Raw genomic sequence first — 19,355 nt, forward strand, 5'->3', positions numbered from 1 at the left:
CTTGCTTTAAGCCAGTTGTAGCATACTTTAAAAGGAATTTTATGAGAGTTAATTTTATAGGAAGTTCACATATATACTACCACAAAAGTAATTATCTTTCACTGACAACTATCCTAACACACAGGGGATTGAAAAAGTCATAAAGTTATGGTATAATCGAAAACAAAAGTTCATGAAAAATGAAAGAAGGAAGTATATGAACAACTCAAAACAAGATATATTGAACAACCTGATAAAAGAACCCTTCATCAATCAGCGTATCCTTGCCGCACAGACCGGCCATTCGCTTGGAATCGTCAATCGTTCGATCAAGGAACTGATTTCAGAAGGTTACCTGGATGAAGAGATCCGTCCGACGGAAAAGACACTGCGTGAGGCAAAAGAGAAAGCGCCGAAAAACGCCATTATCCTTGCCGCCGGATTTGGTATGCGGATGGTTCCGATTAATACAGAGACACCGAAAGGACTTCTGGAAATCAAGGGAGAGCGGCTGATAGAGCGCACAATCCGTCAGCTTCATGAAGTCGGCATTACAGAGATTTACGTCGTTGTCGGATTTATGAAAGAGCAGTATGAATATCTGATCGATGAATACGGCGTAGAATTGATCGTCGCTCCGGACTATGTGTCGAAAAACAATCTGCATTCCCTGAAAACGGCGGCAGCCCATTTATCAAACAGCTACATCATTCCCTGTGATATCTGGTGTGAAAAGAATCCATACAGCAGAAACGAATTATATTCCTGGTACATGGTCAGCGATCTGGTGGATGATGACAGTACCGTCCGCGTAAACCGGAAGCAGGAGCTGGTCGTACAGAAAGAACAGGCAGGCGGAAACGCGATGATCGGCATCTGTTATCTGCTGGAAACAGAAGCGGAGATCGTGCGGGAGCGTCTGGAAGAACTGGGAAGAGATTCCCGATACGACGGAGCGTTCTGGGAGGAAACCTTATACCGGAAAGACAGAATGATTGTGACGGCCCGTGTTGTACATGCTGCCGATGCCGTAGAAATCAATACCTATGAGCAGCTGCGTGAGATTGACAGCGATTCCAGCCAGCTGCAGACGGATGCGATTCAGGTAATCTGTGAAGCACTTGGAGCACAGCAGAACGAAGTGACAAACATTACAGTTCTGAAAAAAGGAATGACAAACCGATCCTTTTTATTCTCCTGTAAAGATAAAAAATACATTATGCGAATTCCGGGAGAGGGAACCGATCAGTTGATCAACCGCAGGCAGGAAGCCGCTGTATATCAGACGATCGCCGGCCGCAGGATCTGTGATGAGATTGCCTATATTAACCCGGAGAACGGCTACAAAATCACAGAATATCTCGAAGGTGCGCGGGTCTGCGATGCAGAAAATGAGGAAGATCTTCAGAAATGCATGAAGAAACTGCGGGAGTTTCACGGGCAGAAATTAAGAGTAGACCATTCCTTCGACCTGTTCGGACAGATGGAATACTATGAAAGCCTCTGGGAAGGAACTCCGTCAGCATATAAAGATTACGAAAAGACGAAAGCGCATGTGCTTCAGTTAAAGGATTACATCGAAGCAAATGCCGGAGAGTGGGTGCTCACTCACATTGATGCCGTGCCGGACAATTTTCTGTTTGTGGAAGAAAACGGAAAAGAGGAGATCCGCCTGATCGACTGGGAATACGCCGGAATGCAGGATCCGCATGTGGATATTGCGATGTTCTGTATCTATTCTCTCTACAAAAAAGAGCAGGTGGACCATCTGATTGATCTTTATTTTGAAGGAAACTGTGACGACAGAACACGCATAAAAATCTACTGCTACATCGCAGTCTGCGGTCTGCTCTGGAGCAACTGGTGCGAATATAAACGGAAATTAGGCGTGGAATTCGGAGAATATTCCCTGCGGCAGTACCGTTACGCAAAAGATTATTACAAAATTGTCCAGCAGGAACTGGGAGAGGAAGGAAAAGAAATATGTACAAAGTAGAGCGCGCCATTATTATGGCGGCAGGCCTCGGAAACCGGATGAAGCCGGTAACGTTAAAAACACCAAAACCGCTGGTCCGGGTAAACGGTGTGCGGATGATTGATACCGTCATCGATGGACTGCACAAAAACGGAATCACAGAAATTTACGTGGTAGTCGGTTACCTCAAGGAACAGTTCCAGACACTGGAAGAGGAGTACCCGGGTCTGAAGCTGATCGACAATCCGTGGTACGATACCTGCAACAACATCGCATCGCTGTATGTGGCGCGGGAACATCTGGAAAATGCGTTTATTCTTGACGGTGACCAGATCATCTATCATCCGGAAATTCTGGCACCGGAGTTTGAGCGATCCGGTTACAACAGCGTGTGGACGGATGATGAGACCGACGAGTGGCTGCAGACCGTGGAAAACGGCATTGTGACAGGCTGCAGCAGAACCGGCGGAAAGGGCGGCTGGCAGCTCTACAGCATTTCCCGATGGACAGCAGAAGATGGAAAGCGGTTAAAAGGCCATCTGGAGCAGGAGTTTGAAGTAAAGAAAAACCGTCAGATTTACTGGGACGATGTGGCAATGTTCTGCTACCCGAAAGAGTATCAGCTTGGCATCCGGCCAATGAAGGCAGAGGATATCATAGAAGTAGACAATTTCAGCGAGCTTGTTGCACTCGATGCATCGTATGCGGATTACGCAGAAAGGGAAGAAAATGAACAGTAAGAACCAACAGAAGAAAAAAGAAATCGACTGGATGATTACGCTGGTGCCTCTGGCGCTGATCGTTGCTCTATGTATCGTATTTTTCTTTGCACCGGAGCAGTCGAATCAGGTACTTGGCCAGATTCGATTTCTGTTTGGAGACACCTTTGGAACGTATTACCTGGTCATCGGACTTGGCATTTTCTTTCTGTCTCTGTTTCTGGCAGGCTCCAAATACGGAAATATTGTGCTTGGAAAGCCGGATGAGAAGCCAAAATATTCCTTTTTTGCATGGGGATGCATGATGTTTACCTGTGGTCTGGCAGCAGATATTCTGTTTTATTCGTTCTCTGAGTGGATTTTGTACGCAACAGATCCTCACATCGCAGAACTTGGCAGCATTCAGGACTGGGCAGGCGTATTTCCACTGTTTCACTGGAGCTTTATCCCGTGGGGATTCTATCTGGTACTGGCTGTTGCGTTTGGCTTTATGCTTCATGTAAGAAAACGAAACCGTCAGAAATACAGCGAGGCGTGCCGTCCGATTCTGGGAAAACAGACAGATGGAATTGGCGGCCGTCTGATTGACCTTCTGGCTGTCTTTGCATTGCTGGCCGGAACTGCTACCACTTTTAGTGTGGCAACTCCTCTGATGGCGGAAATCATCGGCGAGCTGTTCCATATGGAAGTCAGCAGAACTGTGATTAATATTATCATTCTTCTGATCACCTGCTGTGTTTATACCTATTCTCTTCTGCATGGATTCAAAGGAATCAGCATTCTGGCCAAGGTGTGCATTTATCTGTTTTTCGGACTCCTTGCCTTCGTCCTGCTGTTTGGGGGAGAGACGCGGTATATTATTGAAACTGGATTTTCTTCTCTTGGAAAAATGATTCAGAACTTTATCGGCTTATCAACGTATACGGACCCGATGCGTACGACAAACTTCCCACAGAACTGGACCATTTATTACTGGGCATACTGGATGGTATGGTGTGTGGCAGCACCGTTCTTCATTGGCAGCATTTCCCGCGGAAGAACCGTGCGCCAGACGATTCTCGGCGGATACGGTTTTGGTGTGGGTTCCACGCTTGTCAGCTTTATTATTCTTGGAAATTATTCGATGGGAAAGCAGATTTCAGGTGCAATTGATTTCATTTCGCAGTATAATGAAAGTGGAGATTTATATCATCTGATCGTGTCGATGATCAAAACCATGCCGTGTGCACCGCTGATTATGGTTGTTGTATTAGTTACGATGGTTGCATTTTATGCGACATCGTTCGACTCGATCGCATTGACGGCATCGTGCTACAGCTACCGGAAACTGGAAGACGGCGAAGAGCCGGCAAAAGGAATTCAGCTGATGTGGTGTATCCTGCTGATCCTGCTTCCGATTGCACTTCTTTTTGCAGAGAGTTCCATGAACAGTCTGCAGTCTGTCAGTATCGTAGCGGCATTTCCGATCGGCATTGTGATCGTGATGATTGCGGTCAGCTTCTTAAAAGATGCAAAACTGTATTTAGAAGAATTGCAGGGAGGAAAAGCGCATGGAGAGGAGAAAAAAGAGAATCGTTAAACTGACAGCATTTTTGTTTCTGCTTGCGGCATCCATTTTTGTGATGCCGCAAAAGGCGTTTGCGGACGAAAATGAGGATGTTACATTGCCGACGGGCGAGATTAAACCCATGGAACCACAGCAGGATGAGTCCGGGATTGATACATACGGGGCCGATGAAGGCGATGAGTTCAGCGGAACGGAGTATGAATTGTATACGGTTCTGGAGAATCGTGTGAAAGAAGCGATGCTGGCTGGAAATGAATGGGTATCCATTAAAGATTTAAAAATAAGAAGGGATACCTATGACATTTGGGAATCGAAACACATAAAGCAGTGAGAATCCCCCATGGTTGAATGGAAGCGTTCAACCATGGGGGCTTTTAATGGATGTTCCTCTTGCAGTCCCCCCCATTTTGTGTTAACATAAAACACGCAAATAACCAACAGCAAGGAGTTCTATTTTACATGAACATTACTTCAAAATACCGTTCTCTCTCCGTCCAGGCGAAGGCGGCGCTTTGGTTTACGATCTGCAGTTTCTTACAGAAGGGCATTTCGTTCATCACAGTTCCGATTTTCACGCGTCTGATGAGCACCGAGGAGTACGGAACCTATACGGTTTATCTGTCTTGGCTGCAGATTTTGACGATTATGACATCGCTGTATTTATTTAATGGTGTTTATGACAATGCGATGGCAAAGTACGAGAAGCAGCGGGATGAATATACATCTGCAATGCAGGGACTGACGCTTGTGATTACGGGTGCGGTTTTTGCATTGTATTGTTTTACATCGGGTTTCTGGGAGAAGATTTTAAATCTGCCGAAATCCATGATTTTGCTGATGTTTTTGGAAGCGCTGCTGAGTCCGGCGCTTTCTTACTGGTCGGGGCGGCAGCGGTTTGAGTATCGGTACCGGATTCTGGTCTGTGTGACGATTCTGCAGGCGCTGATGAACCCGATTGCAAGCCTGGTGCTGATCCGCATCAACGGCGGTACGGCCATGATGAGGATCCTGGGTATCGTCGGAGTGCAGATCTGTATCTGCGTGCCGATTATTGTGTTCCAGTTCTGCAAAGGAAAAGAGTTCTTTTCGAAGGAATACTGGGGCTACGCACTGCGGATCGGAATTCCGATTGTGCCGCATTATCTGTCCGGTATTATCCTGAATCAGGGCGATCGCATCATGATTGACAAGATGGTCGGAAAGACGGAAGTTGCGCTGTACGGGCTGGCGTACAGCATTGGTATGCTGGTGCAGCTTTTCATCAGCGGTATGAACAGTGCATTGACACCGTGGATGTACAGCAAGATCAAAAAGGGCGACATCCGTTCAATGCGGAAGGTGCTGCAGCTTCTTAGTGTTGTAGTGGTCGGTATAGCCGTGGCGCTGATGCTGATCAGCCCGGAGCTGGTGCTGATTTTCGGATCACCGAAGTACCGCGAGGCGGTGTACGTCATTCCGCCGGTGGCAGCGAGTGTGTTCTTTATCTTCATTTATAATATTCTCTCGATGCCGCAGTTTTATTATGAAAAAACACAGTTTCTGATGGCTGCATCCATGGCGGCGGCTGGAGCGAATGTGGTGCTGAACTTTATTTTTATCCGCCTGTTCGGTTACATCGCGGCCGGTTACACGACGCTGGCATGCTATATGCTGTATTCGGTCGGCCATTATATTGTGAGCAAACGGATTCTGGTGAACGAAGGAATCCAGGAAAATCTGATGAGTCCAGGATTTCTTGTGGCGTGCTCCGTTTTTCTGATTGGAGCAAGCATCATCTGCAATCTTATTTTCCCGTACAGAATCCTGCGTTACGCGATTCTGCTCGCAAGTGCAGGGCTGGTCTTCTGGAAGAAAGAACTTCTGCTGAAGACGATGGCGGATATTCGGAAAAAATAAAAAAGTGGGGGAGGATTTGAAACGAATGTTCAGAGACTCCCCGTTTTTGCGCGTTTTTTCTTGACAGTCACAGAAAAAACGATACAATGAAAGAATGAAGAAAAGTAAGGCATTTTAAATTAGAAAAGGAAAAATTACATGAGTACCAGTATTTCAATAAAAGAACTAAAAGAGCTCGATCCGTCAAGCTATCAGATCGTCGATATCCGCGATGCGGTAGAGATCTCCCACGGCGCGATTCCGGGAGCGCTTGTGATGAAGACAGAAGAAATCGAGACAAATGATGCGATTGACCGGAGCAAAAAGACGATTATCTGCTGCAGCCGCGGCCGGTTCAGTGTCGCAGCGGCGGAAGAATTACAGGAAAAGGGCTGGGACGCTGTGAGCCTGGAGGGCGGTTACATCGCCTGGCTGATGGATGTGATGAGCGCGCCGGAGGAGCAGGACAAGGCGGCAGACGTGGAGAAGAGTCTCCGCAAAAAATTCAAAAAGTCGATCTGGTCCAAATTTACGAAAGCGATCAACACATACGAGCTGGTAAAACCGGGCGATAAAATTGCTGTCTGTATTTCCGGCGGAAAAGATTCGATGTTGATGGCGAAATGCTTTCAGGAGTTAAAGCTTCACAATAAATTTGATTTCGAAGTAAAATTCGTTGTCATGGACCCGGGATACAGCCCGGAGAACCGCAAGGTGATCGAGGATAACGCAAAGAGCCTCCATATTCCGATCACAATTTTCGAGACCGATATTTTCGATTCGGTTTACCATGTCGAAAATTCGCCGTGTTACCTCTGCGCGAGAATGCGCCGCGGCCATCTGTATCATTTTGCACAGCAGCTCGGCTGCAACAAGATTGCACTCGGCCATCATTACGATGATGTCATCGAGACGATCCTCATGGGAATGCTCTACGGTGCGCAGGTGCAGACGATGATGCCGAAGCTTCACAGCATCCACTTCGAGGGCATGGAGCTGATCCGCCCGCTGTATCTGGTGCGCGAGGATGATATCAAGGCGTGGAGAGATTATAACGGTCTGCATTTCATCCAGTGTGCCTGCAAGTTTACCGATACCTGCACGACCTGCAATAACGAGGAGAATCGTTCGAAACGCGTGGAGATCAAGGAACTGATCAAAAACCTGAAAAAGGTGAATCCGTTCGTGGAGAGCAATATTTTCCGCAGTGTCGAAAATGTCAACATTGACACCGTGGTCGGCTACAAGCAGCACGGCATCCGCCACAATTTCCTGGAAGGATACGACGACAATCCGGGTTATGTGCCGGAGGCAGAAAAAGCAGCGGCGGAAACGGAGCAGGAAAAAGAAGGAAAGTAATGCACAGAAAAATAGAAGAAACGCCGGAGCGGGAGAAAATGCTGATCCGGCTGAAAGAGCTCCGTCTGGAACGCGGTTACTCGATGACACAGGCAGCGCGGAAGATTTTCAGTCACCCGGACACCTACAACCGGTATGAAAAAGGCATCCGTGAGATTCCGTTGGACTGTCTGATTACGCTGGCAAAGCTGTATGACTGCAGTCTCGATTATCTCGCGGGTGTTTCCGATCAGCCGCGAAAATACGGAAGGTGATGTAAATGGCAATTCCTCTTTATCTGACAACGATTGAACAGGATATTTTTGATACATTCCGGTATCTGCCGCATGCGGTTGCAGTCGGTGTCGGCTTTGTGACGGTTGCGGCGGCGTGGAAAAATCAGCAGATCCAGAAGAAACGGAAACGGCTGGAGCAGTACCGTGCGCTGCACGGCGGGCAGCTTCTGGCGTGGTTTCTGGTAGCCGTCTATTTTGCCATGCTGATTTCGATTACACTGCTTTCGAGAGAACCGGGTTCGAGAACAGGTGTGGATTTGAAGCTATTTGAAACCTGGGGAAACCAGTGTCTGCCGGACCGGTATTTTGTGGAAAATATTCTGCTGTTTCTGCCGTTCGGTGTATTACTGCCGGCGGCGGTGCCGTTTCTTCGGAGATGGTGGTACTGTGTGTATGCGGCATTTGCCACGAGCATGATGTTGGAAACTGTGCAGCTTTTAACAGAGCGCGGCTTCTGCCAGTTAGATGATGTTGTGACGAATACGCTTGGAGCAGCCATCGGGTATCTGGTGTTTGCACTGGTGCGGAAGTGTTGGAGAGGGAAGATAGAAGAATAGAAGGAAAACAAGAAGGCTCTGCCCAAATGGACAGAGCTTTTTTCTTCCCTGTTTTTAGATGGAAGTGCAGGAGAGTTAATCCACCCGTTCGTTCCCCCAGAAAAACAATGCCACGGTTCCTGGCCCTGTGTGGCTGCCGATGGTGGTTCCGATGTTGTTGATCTCGACTTTTCCGTTCAGATTGGGAAAGCGTTCCTCGATAAGATCCGCAACGGCCCGCGCATCGTCGTAGCAGGCGGACTGGGAAATGTAGCATTTGCCGGAGTAGGAGAGGCCGCCCTCGGCGTTTTCTTCCATCTGGTCGACGATTTTTTTGATGACTTTTTTCTTCGTACGGATTTTAAACCGCGGAATCAGACGGCCTTCGTTGTCCATGTTGAGCAGCGGGCAGATACCGAGGAGGCCGCCGATTGCGCCGGAGGCTTTGGAGATGCGGCCGCCGCGCACGTAGAAGGTGAGGTCCGTGGAGAAGAACCAGTGATGGACTTTGAGGCGGTTTTTCATCGCAAAATCGTAAACCTCTTCCAGCGGTTTTCCTTCATCGCGCAGGTCGGCAAGGCGGTCCATCAGAAGACCATAGCCGGAGGAAGCGCCGAGGGAATCCACGATGAGGATTTTCCGTTCCGGGTAGCGCTCTTCAAGGTCGGCTTTGGCGATCATCGCAGAATTCAGGACACCGGAAATGCCGGAGGAGAGGCAGACGTGGAGAATGTCTTTGCCGTCCTGCAGGAATGTTTCAAAATAGGCTTCAAATTCATCGGCATTCACCTGGGATGTTTTTGTGGAAGCGCCGGCGGCCATGGCGGCATAAAACTGATCGAACGGCATGGACTTGCCGAGATCGTCCGCGTACTCGGTGTCATTTAATTTGTAATGGAAACAGATGTATGAGATTTCCCGTTTGGAGAAATGTTCTTCGGTAAGGTCTGCTGTAGAGCAGCAGCTGATGACATAGGAACTCATAAAATAATCCCTCCTTGTAAAAATGAAAGTAAGAACTCTGGTTTCTGTGCCTATTGTAGCATCCCGAATGGGAAAAGGCAACTGCGGAACGTGATTATATCCGTAATGAAAGGGGCGGTGAAATGGTGTCAAGCCTTGTATTTGCGGTACGGCCTGTGGTAAAATAGAACTATGAGAATACGAAAATACAAAGGAGGTTTTTGCATATGCAGAATTATTCAGGAGAAGAAGGGCTGCAGTATCATCTGCAGATCCGAAAAGGCGATGTGGGACGGTACGTGATTCTGCCGGGAGATCCCAAACGGTGTAAAAAAATTGCAGCTTACTTTGAGAACCCGGTGCTCGTCGCAGACAGCCGGGAATTTGTGACTTATACGGGTACTTTGGACGGTGTAAAGGTTTCCGTTACATCTACCGGCATCGGCGGTCCGTCGGCTTCCATCGCGATGGAAGAGCTGATCCAGTGCGGCGCCGATACGTTTATCCGCGTCGGAACATGCGGCGGTATGGCACTCGATGTAGAGGGCGGCGATATCGTGGTGGCAACGGGAGCGATCCGTGCGGAGGGAACGTCAAAGGAATACGCACCGATCGAGTTCCCGGCAGTCGCAGACCTTACCGTGACGAATGCGCTGGTGCAGGCGGCAAAGAATCTTGGGAAAAAATGGCATGCGGGCGTGGTACAGTGCAAGGATTCCTTCTACGGCCAGCACGACCCGGAGCAGATGCCGGTCGGCGATGAGCTGCTGAAAAAATGGGATGCATGGATGAAGCTTGGATGCAAAGCGTCAGAGATGGAATCGGCGGCACTCTTTATCGTGGCAAGTGCCCGCGGCGTCCGTGCCGGATCGGATTTTCTTGTGATGGGAAATCAGGAGAGAGTGAAACGCGGCATGGAGAACCACATTACGCACGATACGGAAGGTGCGATTCAGGTAGCCATCGAGGCACTGCGGATTCTGATCCGGGAAGATCAGAAATAAGAAAGAAAAAATAAGGGGATACTGGAAAGGGGATGCTGGATATGAAACAGGAAATCAGTACAGAAATAAAACAGGAGCTGGTAAAACAGGCTCTGGCAGCGCGGAAATTTGCGTATGTGCCGTATTCGAAATTCCGCGTAGGCGCGGCGGTTCTGGCAAAGAATGGAGCGATTTATACCGGTTGCAACATTGAAAATGCGGCGTATACACCGACAAACTGCGCGGAGCGCACCGCGGTCTTCAAAGCCGTATCCGAGGGCATAACGGAATTTGACGCGATCGCCGTCTGCGGCGGCCCGGGAGAGGCAGAGCCGGAGGATTTCTGCACACCGTGCGGTGTCTGCCGTCAGGTGCTGCGGGAATTCGTTGATCCGAACGAATTTCTCGTCCTTCTCTGCAAGGGCGACGGTTCCTGGAAAGAAATGACACTCGAGGAGCTGCTGCCAATGGGATTCGGAAAAGAAAATTTATAAACAGAAGCCGGAAAAGAAAAAATCCAGGGCAGGTACGGAAAGTACCGTATGCCCTGGATTTTTATGTCCAAGATATAAAAATTATTTACTGAAATTTCGGCTCACAGGTCAGATCGCATCCCAGACGCTGGAACATTTTGCGGTCCACATCGGAGAGCATAACGCTGGAGTGCACCTGGCAGCCCTTTAACTGCGGCAGGCAGGAGAGTGCTTTCTGTGCATCCTCGCTCTGTGCAGCAGTAGCAGACAGCGCAATCAGAACCTCGTCGGTATGAAGACGCGGGTTCTTGCTTCCGAGGTATTTGGTTTTCAGGGTCTGGATCGGAGCGATGGATTCCGGTGAGAGAACATGTACGTCATGGTCGATGCCGGAGAGCTCTTTTAATGCATTCAGCAGAAGCGCCGCGCTCGATCCGAGCAGATCGCCGGTCTTTCCGGTGATGACGCGTCCGTCCGGAAGTTCCATGGCAGCGGCCGGTGCGCCGGTCGCCTCGGCACGAACAAGAGCCGGGGAAACGGTGGTACGGTCTGCGGCAACGATGTTTTCCTGTTTCATCAGAAGCTCGATTTTGTAAGCCTCAGTCTCGGAGCGGGAGCCGTCTGCGATACCGTCCACAGCAGTGTAGTAGCGGCGGATGATCTCCTGACGGGAAGCCTCGCGGCATGCCTCATCATCGATGATGCAGTTTCCGGCCATGTTGACACCCATGTCTGTCGGGGATTTGTACGGGCTCTCGCCGAAAATCTGCTGGAAGATCGCGCGCAGAACCGGGAAAATCTCAACATCACGGTTGTAGTTGACGGTTGTCACGCCGTATGCCTCGAGGTGGAACGGGTCGATCATGTTGACATCGTTCAGATCGGCGGTAGCAGCCTCGTAAGCCAGGTTGACCGGGTGTTTCAGCGGCAGATTCCAGATCGGGAAGGTCTCGTATTTTGCATAACCGGCATGGACACCGCGTTTGTGCTCATGGTAGAGCTGGGAAAGGCAGGTTGCCATCTTTCCGCTTCCCGGTCCCGGTGCGGTAACGACAACGAGCGGACGGGTTGTCTCGATGTACTCGTTCTTTCCGTATCCCTCATCGCTCACGATCAGCGGCACATTATGCGGGTAGCCCGGAATCGTGTAGTGAATGTAAACCGGGATGCCGAGCTTCTGCAGTCTCTTCTTGAAAGCGTCTGCACTGTGCTGTCCGGAATACTGCGTGATGACAACACTGCCGACATAGAGGCCGCGTCCGCGGAACTCATCAATCAGACGGAGCACGTCGCTGTCATAGGTGATGCCGAGGTCGCCGCGGATTTTGTTTTTCTCAATATCGGCTGCGGAAATCGCCATTACGATCTCAGCCTGGTCGGAGAGCTGCATCAGCATGCGCAGTTTGGCATCCGGTGCAAAGCCCGGAAGAACGCGGGATGCGTGGAAATCGTCGAACAGCTTTCCGCCGAATTCCAGATACAGCTTGTTGTCAAACTGGTTGATGCGGTCGCGGATATGCTCAGACTGCATTTTCAGGTACTTCTCATTGTCAAATCCAATCTTCATGGTATTTTTCTCCCTTTTTATCCATGGTGTCTGTTAAAAACAACTGTTTTCATTTTACTATACGGAAAAGTCCTGTGCAAGAAAAAATTATCGTGGGAACTTTAGAAAATTAAGGAAAAAAAGAGCTGAAAATAAAAAAATCTCCTAAAAAGGAGAGAGGCCGGGACTTGTTAGGGCCCCGGCGGTATGAAAAAGAAATCTATCTATTAGAAAGGTTGGCATTGGAGACATGCTTCCAAGGGTGCTTTGCTGTCTCCTGGTTAAAATTTATAGAAAAACGATGGAGGTTTGTGTTTGTTTCCTTCGTTGTTGATGAGATTAGTATACGGAAAAATTGTGACCAGAATGTGTACATGAGATAAAGCTTTTCTGAAGAGAAGATGAAAACAAAACAAAGAAAATCTGACGGAATCGTAAACAGAGGAAAGTTTTGGCGGAAAAAGGGGTCATGCAGAGGGGCAGCGGTGCATAGAATGCAGGGGAAGAAGGAAAAAGCAGCGATTCCGTGACGCGGAGCAGAGACGGGAAAACGCCGCAGGTCTCAAAACGGTGCGGAGCTGCTGGAACGGAGAAAGCTTGCAGAACGTAATCCTGGATATGGTCAACCGTTTTGGATATGTCGGCGTCCTGATTCTGATTGCCGTGGAAAATGTCTTTCCGCCGATTCCCTCCGAGGTGATTCTGACGTTCGGCGGTTTTATGACGACATGCACCCGTCTGCATCCGGCGGGCGTTGTGCTGTCATCCACGGCAGGATCGCTTCTCGGGGCGCTGGTTCTCTATGGAGCGGGAACGCTTGTCAGCCCGGAGAGCCTTAGTGAACTGCTCGACAGCCGCCCGATGAAGTTTCTCGGATTTCACGCGGAGGATGCCTGGAAAACGATTACATGGTTTCAGAAGAAAGGCCAGCGGGCCGTTCTGTTCGGCCGGTGCATTCCAATCATCCGAAGCCTCATTTCCGTCCCCGCCGGGATGGCACGGATGGAGATGCCGAAATTTCTGCTGTTTACAATCATCGGAAGCACGGTGTGGAACATTCTTCTCGTCGGAACCGGTGCTGCGGTCGGTGTGGCGTGGGAGCAGGCGGCGGGATATGTGAAGATGTATGCAGATATCGTTTTTCTCGTGCTGGCAGCCGGAGCGGTATGCTTTCCGGCGGTGCATTTATATAGGAAGAAACACAAATGAAAAAACGTAAGTTGCATGAAATGAGGGACAAAATGCAAAAAATATACTTGCAATTCGACAGGAAGTGTGCTAATATACACATCAACAAGTAAAAGGGAGTAGCGAAACGCCGCGGGAAACAAAAACGCATCCCGGGTGGGTTTGAAATCGTCAGCCGATGTCGAGAGACGTCCGTATCAAATGAGAACGCAAGACTTTTATTGTGGCAGTCGTCATGATAGGAGTCTTTTTTTATGCTCCTGAATACCAAAGATAACATGAACTGCCGGAGCAATCCAAACCGTTGCCAGCGGAACAAAAGTGGCGGAAAGAGGAATGTATGAGCAGCGAGAGAGTGAAAAAAGAATTATACGAAACAGCAATGACCGGAGAAAAGGCACTGACCAGTCTGATGTATGTACAGATGACACTGTACGCAGCCAAAAGCCAGAGAGCGTACGCAAAGGTACGCGGCGAGGGCAGAGCGATGATGCGCCACACAGGGATCCACATGAATCAGTATTTAAGGGCTGCAGGGAATGACCTGGAAAGCTTTCGGATCCGCTTAAAGGAAACGCACCTGCCGGATGAACTTCAGCCGAAGGCGGGAGCGTTTCTGGTTCAGACGGTACATACTTTTGATACGACAGAGAAAAATCAGATGTACCGCCAGGAACTGCTGGGACTGGAAGCGAAAGTAAAAGAAATAGCAGAACAGATTGAAGGACTGCTGAAAGGCATGCGGGAACTTGGAGCATAAAGAGGAGAGAACAGGAATCGGAACAGCAAAACGGTTCCTGTTCTTTTTTTTCGGTCATAGGATAGAAAAACGGATTTGCAAATTATGAGAAATCCGTCCTTTTCTGACACTTTTCCGCCAACCGCCGGCTGGCAGGTGGACTTTTTTCCGGCAAAATGTTAGAATAAACCTATTCAGAGTCTGGTAAGGATAAAGGAGAAAAACGTTTTGGCAGAAGAAATTGCAGTGAAAGTGATTGCCCGGATCCACACGGATTTCCCGGAAAAGTTCGGGATTCCGCGGCAGAGCGGGCTGATTGAAGAATTAAAGAGTACGATCGTCTTTGAACCGGAGTTCCGCGATGCGAATGCGCTGCGCGGCATCGAGGAATATTCCCATCTCTGGCTGATCTGGGAGTTTTCCGAGGCTGTGCGCGACACCTGGTCACCGATGGTGCGGCCGCCGCGGCTTGGCGGAAACAAGCGGGTCGGTGTATTTGCAACGCGCTCTCCGTTCCGGCCCAATCCGATCGGGCTTTCTTCGGTAAAGCTGGAGCGTGTGGAGCAGCATCCGGCACTCGGGCCGGTGCTTCATCTGTCGGGGGCAGATCTGATGGACGGTACGCCGATTCTGGACATCAAACCGTATCTGCCGCATGTGGACAGCCATGCGGAGGCATTTGGCAGCTTTACGGAAAAGACGAAGGAATACTTTATTCCCGTTGAAATTCCGGATGAGCTGCTGGAAAAAATTCCGGCGGACCGCCGGGAGGCACTGAAAAAAGTGCTGGAGCAGGACCCGCGCCCATCGTATCAGAACAGTGAAGAGCGCGTTTACGGACTTTCCTTTGCGGGAATGGAAATCAAATTCCAGGTAAAGGACCAGGTGCTGCATGTCGTGGGGGCAGAGCGCGCCGGAACGTAAACCGGCAGGAAAAACAGGGGGATATACAAGAAAAATGGAGAAGGAGGAAACAAAAGTATGTTATATCCAAGTATGACACCGTCCCGGTTTGTCAGTGACCTTTCGGGCATCTGGGACTTTGCGACGAGCCAGAGTCTCCTGCGCGTGCAGGGCAACAAGAAGGGAATCTTCACCCGTGACCGCAAGCCGAAACTGGCGGCACATTATTTCCGGGAGAGATGGCATCAGATTCCGGATTTTGAGTATAAAAAATAAAGAACAGACAGGAAGAAAGTATGGAACGGAACGTAGATATAGACAAGATTTCAGATGGAAAACGATATGGAGCGAATGACATGGTAAAAGTGGGCTGCGACGACTGCCGCGGATGCTCCGCCTGCTGCCGCGGGATGGGCGACTCGATTGTGCTCGACCCGATGGATCTTTACCGGCTCGAGAGAAAACTCGGCAAAACGATGGAGGAGATTCTGACGGCGGGATATATTTCACTCCGCGTAGTGGACGGTGTGATTCTGCCGCATCTGAAAATGACGGAGCAGTCAGACCAGTGCAGTTTCTTAAATGATGAGGGCCGGTGTAGCATTCACGATGCGCGGCCGGGCTTCTGCCGGATGTTTCCGCTGGGACGGCTGTATGAGAACGGAACGTTTTCCTATTTTCTTCAGGTCAGCGAATGTCCGAAGGAGAATAAGACAAAAGTCAAAGTCCGCCGCTGGCTCGACACGCCGGAGCTCGGAAAGTATGAAGCGTTTACGAACGAATGGCATTATTATCTGAAAGAAAAACAGAACGAGGCGCGCCGGACAGAGGATGACGCGCTGCAGCAGCAGATCAGCATGGGAATTCTGAAGCTGTTTTATCTGCTTCCGTATGACACAAAGACCGATTTCTATGCGCAGTTTGCGGCGCGGATGGAAGCGGCAGGGAAAAACTGAAAAATAAACAGAAACAGGACAGCAGCCGTTGGTTCGAAAACAGAACCAGAGGCTGCTGTTCTTTGTATCGGTGGATCAAAGGCTGCAGGACATAGAAAATCAAAATCATATTATAAGCGGCGGGACAGTGTTCTGGCATAAGCGAGGAAGGCTTCGCGGGTTTCACGCTTCCGTCTGCGGCTGCAGAAGACGGTCTGTCCGTTTTTCAGCAGAACCTCGCCGGTTGCCTGCACGAGCGCAACGTGGGAGAAATTGATCAGCAGACCTTTTCCGTTGCGGAAAAAACGGCCGGTTGAGGCAAGACATACCGTCAGGCCGGCAAATGTGCACCGGGTTGAAAAGTCACCCTGAACGGTATGCAGAATCAGCCGGTGCTGACAGGCCTCCACATAGATGAGATCATCCAGCGGAAACCGGATTCGTTCTGAGGCGCCCTGTGTGATGATGACCGGAATTTCGAGAAGAACCGGATCGTTGGAATTCAATGGAAAAATCAACTCTGAATACAAAATTACCACCTTCTGAATTACTTACCGTTTGCGTCGATGTGCAGCCGTTCACGTCGAAGCGGTTGTCCGGCGCAGGAAAACATGATACTGTAACTATGAAATCATTACAGAAACGATCATACGATTACAAACTGTAGTTTAGCACATCCACAGGATTTCATTCAAGCCGAAAGGCCTCACTTCTGATAAAATCGTTCGACGAACAGTGACGCACCGCGACACCAGAACTCGAAAAAGATCAAAAAAGTAAACTCCATGTAGAAAAAACACAGAAAAGAAAGTGAAAATCGAAAGAAAAGGAGGCATAAGCAGATTGACGATGTGAGATAGATTTGGTATAATATTCCAAAAATAAATATTACATATAACATTACTATAAAAAGAAACACAAAGAGCAGATGGAGAAGATTATGAGGAAAGAAATGGAAGAAATCAGAGAAAAGGTACATACAACAGCAGATGCAGCATTATTCTTATGTTTTCAGGAGCTGAACGGAAGCCATTCCAAAGGTGTGATCCGCCTGCCGCTTCTGCATTACGATGTTCCGTTTGCGGGATACGGGGAAATGCTGCTTCGGATGAACCGGATTTATGATTTGCTCGGTATGCCGGATGCGGGAAGCTGTATGCGAAGCCTGCGGGAAGAAGAAAAAGACGAATGGGAATTTACGGAGGATATGAAAAACCGGCAGGAGACCACGCTTCCGGCCGGAACCGAGCGGATGGTCAGCATTCAGATTCAGTTCCGCCAGCACTGCAGTCTGCAGGGATTTCTGATCTGCGGAAAGCAGAAAGCCGGTTTCCGTTCGGCGCTGGAGCTTTTGTATCTGCTCGAAGACTGTCTGCGGGAGCAGGATGCCTGAAAACGGGAGAAGATGTCGAATAGAATGAGAGCGGGAGCTATGAAGGAAGAAAAAAAGATCAGAAAAAAAATTAAAATTGAGGATTTGCTGCCTAGGGATCCGGTCCGCGTCGATCTCGATGCGATTCTCGATTATGTCCAGGGGAAAGCAGTTCTTGTGACGGGAGGAGGAGGCTCCATCGGCAGCGAGATCTGCCGACAGTTAGCTGGCCACGGTGTCGGTCATCTGATCATTTTTGATATTTATGAAAACAATGCATACCAGATCCAGAAATCGCTGGAATGGGAGTTCCCGAGGCTTCACATGACGGTGCTGATCGGTTCGGTGCGGGATGAACGGCGGCTGCAGTCGATGTTTTCCCGTTACCGGCCGGATATCGTCTTTCACGCAGCGGCGCACAAGCATGTGCCCCTGATGGAGGACAGTCCGAACGAGGCGATCAAAAATAACGTGATCGGAACCTTAAAGACGGCGCGCACGGCAAGCCGGTATCACGTAAAAAAATTTATTCTGATTTCGACAGACAAGGCGGTCAATCCGACGAACATCATGGGAGCGAGCAAACGGCTCTGCGAGATGGTGATCCAGATGATTGGAAAACACAGCACCACGGAGTTTGCGGCGGTGCGCTTTGGAAATGTACTTGGCAGCAACGGCAGCGTCATTCCGCTGTTCCGCCGCCAGATTGAGCACGGCGGGCCGGTGACGGTGACGCATCCGGACATCATCCGTTATTTTATGACGATTCCGGAGGCGGTCAGTCTGGTGCTCGAGGCGGGCGCGTATGCGAAAAACGGCCAGATTTTTGTCCTGAACATGGGAGATCCTGTCCGAATTGCGGACCTTGCGAAAAACATGATCCGCCTTTCCGGGTATGAGCCGGGAGTGGAAATCGAGATCAAGTACATTGGCCTGCGGCCGGGCGAAAAGCTGTATGAGGAGCTGCTGATGAATGAGGAGGGGATGCAGACGACAGAAAACACCCGCATTTTTATCGGCCGGCAGATTGCTTTTGATGAGACGGTATTCCGAAAACAGATGAAAGAACTCGAGCGGGCGGCGGAAAACGAATGTCCGGACATCTGCGAGAGGGTAAAGAGAATGGTGCCGGAATATCAGTACGAAGGAGAAAAGAAGCATGACGGACCTTCATATACATATTCTGCCGGGGGTTGACGACGGTTCCCCGAATCTGTCCACATCCCTTGAGATGGCGGAAATTGCGGCAAAGAGCGGAGTGTGTATCCTTGCTGTGACACCGCATGCAAACCAGACGGGAATCGAGGGCGTGGAGGATGGGTATGTCAATTACGATTCGGAGCAGCTTTTGGAGCTGTTTTACCGTCTGGAACAGGAAATCCGGAAGGAACACATCCCGATCAGCCTGGTGCGCGGCATGGAAATTATGAGCATCGGGCCGCTTAACGAAAAAATCAAAGAGAGAAAGCTGATACCGCTTCATGAAAGCCGCTATTATCTGATCGAGGTGCCGTTTGACATGGCACCGGACGGGATCAGAAGGCGGCTGATGGAATTTCCGGCCATGGGAAAGATCCCGGTGCTGGCACATCCGGAGCGGTATTTCTGCGTGCAGGATTCGCCGGAGCTTCTGTATGAGTTCCGGGAAATGGGCGCAGTTCTGCAGATGAACAAAGGAAGTGTATTTGGAAGATTTGGAAAAGAAGCAGAGCGGACAGCACAGTATCTGCTGGAAAACCGTCTGGCAGGCTGTGCGGCAAGCGATGCCCACCGCGTCAATTACCGGACACCGAACATGAGACCGATCCGGGAATTTCTGTCGGAGTGGTACGGTGAATCGTATGCGGAGCTTCTGCTGAAGGTAAATCCGAGGAGAATTCTGGAGAACCGGCCGGTTCTGTATGAGCCGTCTCCGGAACGAAGGCGGAAAAGACGCTGGTTTGTCTGAAAAACGAAAGGAGACATCAA

At 49.7% G+C, this 19,355-nt stretch carries 19 protein-coding genes and 2 pseudogenes; 18 read left to right on the forward strand and 3 right to left on the reverse strand.

The window, feature by feature from the left end; genetic code table 11:
- The first annotated feature begins 196 nt into the window (after positions 1-196).
- The 8 genes from DXD92_RS07295 to DXD92_RS07330 all read left to right on the forward strand — a co-directional run bounded on the left by DXD92_RS07295 (position 197) and on the right by DXD92_RS07330 (position 8,306).
- Positions 197-1,975 (forward strand): phosphotransferase, encoded by a 1,779-nt coding sequence (locus DXD92_RS07295; RefSeq protein WP_117760618.1) that lies wholly within the window; start codon positions 197-199, stop codon positions 1,973-1,975.
- Positions 1,963-2,694: an NTP transferase domain-containing protein gene (locus DXD92_RS07300; protein ID WP_118640329.1), complete on the forward strand. Its 732-nt coding sequence runs from the start codon at positions 1,963-1,965 to the stop codon at positions 2,692-2,694. The genes DXD92_RS07295 and DXD92_RS07300 overlap by 13 nt, the downstream gene beginning before the upstream one ends.
- Positions 2,684-4,252: a BCCT family transporter gene (locus tag DXD92_RS07305; protein ID WP_055227905.1), complete on the forward strand. Its 1,569-nt coding sequence runs from the start codon at positions 2,684-2,686 to the stop codon at positions 4,250-4,252. Before DXD92_RS07300 ends, DXD92_RS07305 begins: the two co-directional genes overlap by 11 nt.
- Positions 4,224-4,571, forward strand: a complete 348-nt coding sequence (locus DXD92_RS07310) for a hypothetical protein (protein WP_118640330.1) — start codon at positions 4,224-4,226, stop codon at positions 4,569-4,571. The genes DXD92_RS07305 and DXD92_RS07310 overlap by 29 nt, the downstream gene beginning before the upstream one ends.
- A 128-nt stretch (positions 4,572-4,699) precedes the next feature.
- Complete coding sequence (locus DXD92_RS07315) at positions 4,700-6,136, forward strand: lipopolysaccharide biosynthesis protein (RefSeq protein ID WP_158581772.1); 1,437 nt, start codon at positions 4,700-4,702, stop codon at positions 6,134-6,136.
- A gap of 138 nt (positions 6,137-6,274) precedes the next feature.
- A complete protein-coding gene (locus tag DXD92_RS07320; protein ID WP_118640332.1) occupies positions 6,275-7,474 on the forward strand; it encodes an ATP-binding protein in 1,200 nt (399 codons plus the stop codon).
- Positions 7,474-7,728, forward strand: coding sequence for a helix-turn-helix domain-containing protein (locus tag DXD92_RS07325; RefSeq protein ID WP_022462342.1), 255 nt, complete (start codon positions 7,474-7,476; stop codon positions 7,726-7,728). Before DXD92_RS07320 ends, DXD92_RS07325 begins: the two co-directional genes overlap by 1 nt.
- Positions 7,729-7,733: 5 nt before the next feature.
- On the forward strand, positions 7,734-8,306 hold the full coding sequence (locus DXD92_RS07330) for a VanZ family protein (RefSeq protein ID WP_117509397.1): 573 nt from the start codon (positions 7,734-7,736) through the stop codon (positions 8,304-8,306).
- A gap of 75 nt (positions 8,307-8,381) precedes the next feature.
- Here the strand turns inward: DXD92_RS07330 and DXD92_RS07335 are convergent, their stop codons facing one another.
- Positions 8,382-9,269, reverse strand: coding sequence for a DegV family protein (locus DXD92_RS07335; RefSeq protein WP_118640333.1), 888 nt, complete (start codon positions 9,267-9,269; stop codon positions 8,382-8,384).
- Between the two features lie 206 nt (positions 9,270-9,475).
- On the opposite strand from DXD92_RS07335, the gene udp reads away from it, so the two are divergent.
- Together udp and DXD92_RS07345 are read left to right on the forward strand one after the other, a co-directional pair.
- Entirely contained in the window at positions 9,476-10,252 is a 777-nt protein-coding gene (udp, locus tag DXD92_RS07340) for a uridine phosphorylase (RefSeq protein WP_055220432.1), read from the forward strand.
- A gap of 41 nt (positions 10,253-10,293) precedes the next feature.
- A complete protein-coding gene (locus DXD92_RS07345) occupies positions 10,294-10,725 on the forward strand; it encodes a cytidine deaminase (protein ID WP_117760908.1) in 432 nt (143 codons plus the stop codon).
- Positions 10,726-10,810: 85 nt separating this feature from the next.
- Here DXD92_RS07345 and DXD92_RS07350 read toward each other — a convergent pair whose 3' ends face one another.
- On the reverse strand, positions 10,811-12,271 hold the full coding sequence (locus DXD92_RS07350; RefSeq protein WP_118640334.1) for a DUF1846 domain-containing protein: 1,461 nt from the start codon (positions 12,269-12,271) through the stop codon (positions 10,811-10,813).
- Between the two features lie 576 nt (positions 12,272-12,847).
- Between DXD92_RS07350 and DXD92_RS07355 the strand changes: the two genes are divergently transcribed.
- The 5 genes and pseudogenes from DXD92_RS07355 (at position 12,848) to DXD92_RS07375 (ending at position 16,036) form a co-directional block, all read left to right on the forward strand.
- The gene (locus DXD92_RS07355; protein ID WP_118640377.1) at positions 12,848-13,459 is read left to right on the forward strand and encodes a DedA family protein; all 612 of its coding nucleotides are present in this window, start codon (positions 12,848-12,850) and stop codon (positions 13,457-13,459) included.
- A gap of 319 nt (positions 13,460-13,778) precedes the next feature.
- Positions 13,779-14,198 carry a hypothetical protein gene (locus tag DXD92_RS07360; protein WP_118640335.1) on the forward strand — a complete coding sequence of 140 codons (420 nt, stop codon included), beginning with the start codon at positions 13,779-13,781 and terminating at the stop codon, positions 14,196-14,198.
- 207 nt (positions 14,199-14,405) lie between these two features.
- Positions 14,406-15,101, forward strand: a complete 696-nt coding sequence (gene tsaA, locus DXD92_RS07365) for a tRNA (N6-threonylcarbamoyladenosine(37)-N6)-methyltransferase TrmO (protein ID WP_118640336.1) — start codon at positions 14,406-14,408, stop codon at positions 15,099-15,101.
- A gap of 114 nt (positions 15,102-15,215) precedes the next feature.
- A pseudogene (locus DXD92_RS07370) lies at positions 15,216-15,356 on the forward strand (glycoside hydrolase family 2 TIM barrel-domain containing protein); the annotation flags it as partial.
- A 20-nt stretch (positions 15,357-15,376) separates the two neighbouring features.
- Positions 15,377-16,036 (forward strand): YkgJ family cysteine cluster protein, encoded by a 660-nt coding sequence (locus tag DXD92_RS07375; RefSeq protein ID WP_118640337.1) that lies wholly within the window; start codon positions 15,377-15,379, stop codon positions 16,034-16,036.
- A gap of 110 nt (positions 16,037-16,146) precedes the next feature.
- Here the strand turns inward: DXD92_RS07375 and DXD92_RS07380 are convergent, their stop codons facing one another.
- The gene (locus DXD92_RS07380) at positions 16,147-16,545 is read right to left on the reverse strand and encodes a LytTR family DNA-binding domain-containing protein (RefSeq protein WP_158565867.1); all 399 of its coding nucleotides are present in this window, start codon (positions 16,543-16,545) and stop codon (positions 16,147-16,149) included.
- Positions 16,546-16,967: 422 nt separating this feature from the next.
- On the opposite strand from DXD92_RS07380, the gene DXD92_RS07385 reads away from it, so the two are divergent.
- The 3 genes and pseudogenes from DXD92_RS07385 to DXD92_RS07395 all read left to right on the forward strand — a co-directional run bounded on the left by DXD92_RS07385 (position 16,968) and on the right by DXD92_RS07395 (position 19,335).
- Entirely contained in the window at positions 16,968-17,408 is a 441-nt protein-coding gene (locus tag DXD92_RS07385) for a hypothetical protein (RefSeq protein ID WP_147399293.1), read from the forward strand.
- Between the two features lie 63 nt (positions 17,409-17,471).
- A pseudogene (locus tag DXD92_RS07390) lies at positions 17,472-18,584 on the forward strand (UDP-N-acetylglucosamine 4,6-dehydratase family protein); the annotation flags it as partial.
- Complete coding sequence (locus DXD92_RS07395) at positions 18,547-19,335, forward strand: tyrosine-protein phosphatase (protein WP_118640339.1); 789 nt, start codon at positions 18,547-18,549, stop codon at positions 19,333-19,335. The pseudogene DXD92_RS07390 and the gene DXD92_RS07395, both read left to right, overlap by 38 nt.
- The last annotated feature ends 20 nt before the right edge of the window (positions 19,336-19,355 follow it).

The organism is Blautia sp. TM10-2 (assembly GCF_003480845.1).
GTDB lineage: Bacteria > Bacillota > Clostridia > Lachnospirales > Lachnospiraceae > Fusicatenibacter > Fusicatenibacter saccharivorans.

Excerpts from the sequence above, each read along its gene's own strand:
- DXD92_RS07295 (WP_117760618.1), top strand. The coding sequence starts at position 197 with ATGAACAACTCAAAACAAGATATATTGAACAACCTGATAAAAGAACCC.
- DXD92_RS07300 (WP_118640329.1), top strand. The coding sequence starts at position 1,963 with ATGTACAAAGTAGAGCGCGCCATTATTATGGCGGCAGGCCTCGGAAAC.
- DXD92_RS07305 (WP_055227905.1), top strand. The coding sequence starts at position 2,684 with ATGAACAGTAAGAACCAACAGAAGAAAAAAGAAATCGACTGGATGATT.
- DXD92_RS07310 (WP_118640330.1), top strand. The coding sequence starts at position 4,224 with ATGGAGAGGAGAAAAAAGAGAATCGTTAAACTGACAGCATTTTTGTTT.
- DXD92_RS07315 (WP_158581772.1), top strand. The coding sequence starts at position 4,700 with ATGAACATTACTTCAAAATACCGTTCTCTCTCCGTCCAGGCGAAGGCG.
- DXD92_RS07320 (WP_118640332.1), top strand. The coding sequence starts at position 6,275 with ATGAGTACCAGTATTTCAATAAAAGAACTAAAAGAGCTCGATCCGTCA.
- DXD92_RS07325 (WP_022462342.1), top strand. The coding sequence starts at position 7,474 with ATGCACAGAAAAATAGAAGAAACGCCGGAGCGGGAGAAAATGCTGATC.
- DXD92_RS07330 (WP_117509397.1), top strand. The coding sequence starts at position 7,734 with ATGGCAATTCCTCTTTATCTGACAACGATTGAACAGGATATTTTTGAT.
- DXD92_RS07335 (WP_118640333.1), bottom strand. The coding sequence starts at position 9,269 with ATGAGTTCCTATGTCATCAGCTGCTGCTCTACAGCAGACCTTACCGAA.
- udp (WP_055220432.1), top strand. The coding sequence starts at position 9,476 with ATGCAGAATTATTCAGGAGAAGAAGGGCTGCAGTATCATCTGCAGATC.
- DXD92_RS07345 (WP_117760908.1), top strand. The coding sequence starts at position 10,294 with ATGAAACAGGAAATCAGTACAGAAATAAAACAGGAGCTGGTAAAACAG.
- DXD92_RS07350 (WP_118640334.1), bottom strand. The coding sequence starts at position 12,271 with ATGAAGATTGGATTTGACAATGAGAAGTACCTGAAAATGCAGTCTGAG.
- DXD92_RS07360 (WP_118640335.1), top strand. The coding sequence starts at position 13,779 with ATGAGCAGCGAGAGAGTGAAAAAAGAATTATACGAAACAGCAATGACC.
- DXD92_RS07375 (WP_118640337.1), top strand. The coding sequence starts at position 15,377 with ATGGAACGGAACGTAGATATAGACAAGATTTCAGATGGAAAACGATAT.
- DXD92_RS07385 (WP_147399293.1), top strand. The coding sequence starts at position 16,968 with ATGGAAGAAATCAGAGAAAAGGTACATACAACAGCAGATGCAGCATTA.
- DXD92_RS07395 (WP_118640339.1), top strand. The coding sequence starts at position 18,547 with ATGACGGACCTTCATATACATATTCTGCCGGGGGTTGACGACGGTTCC.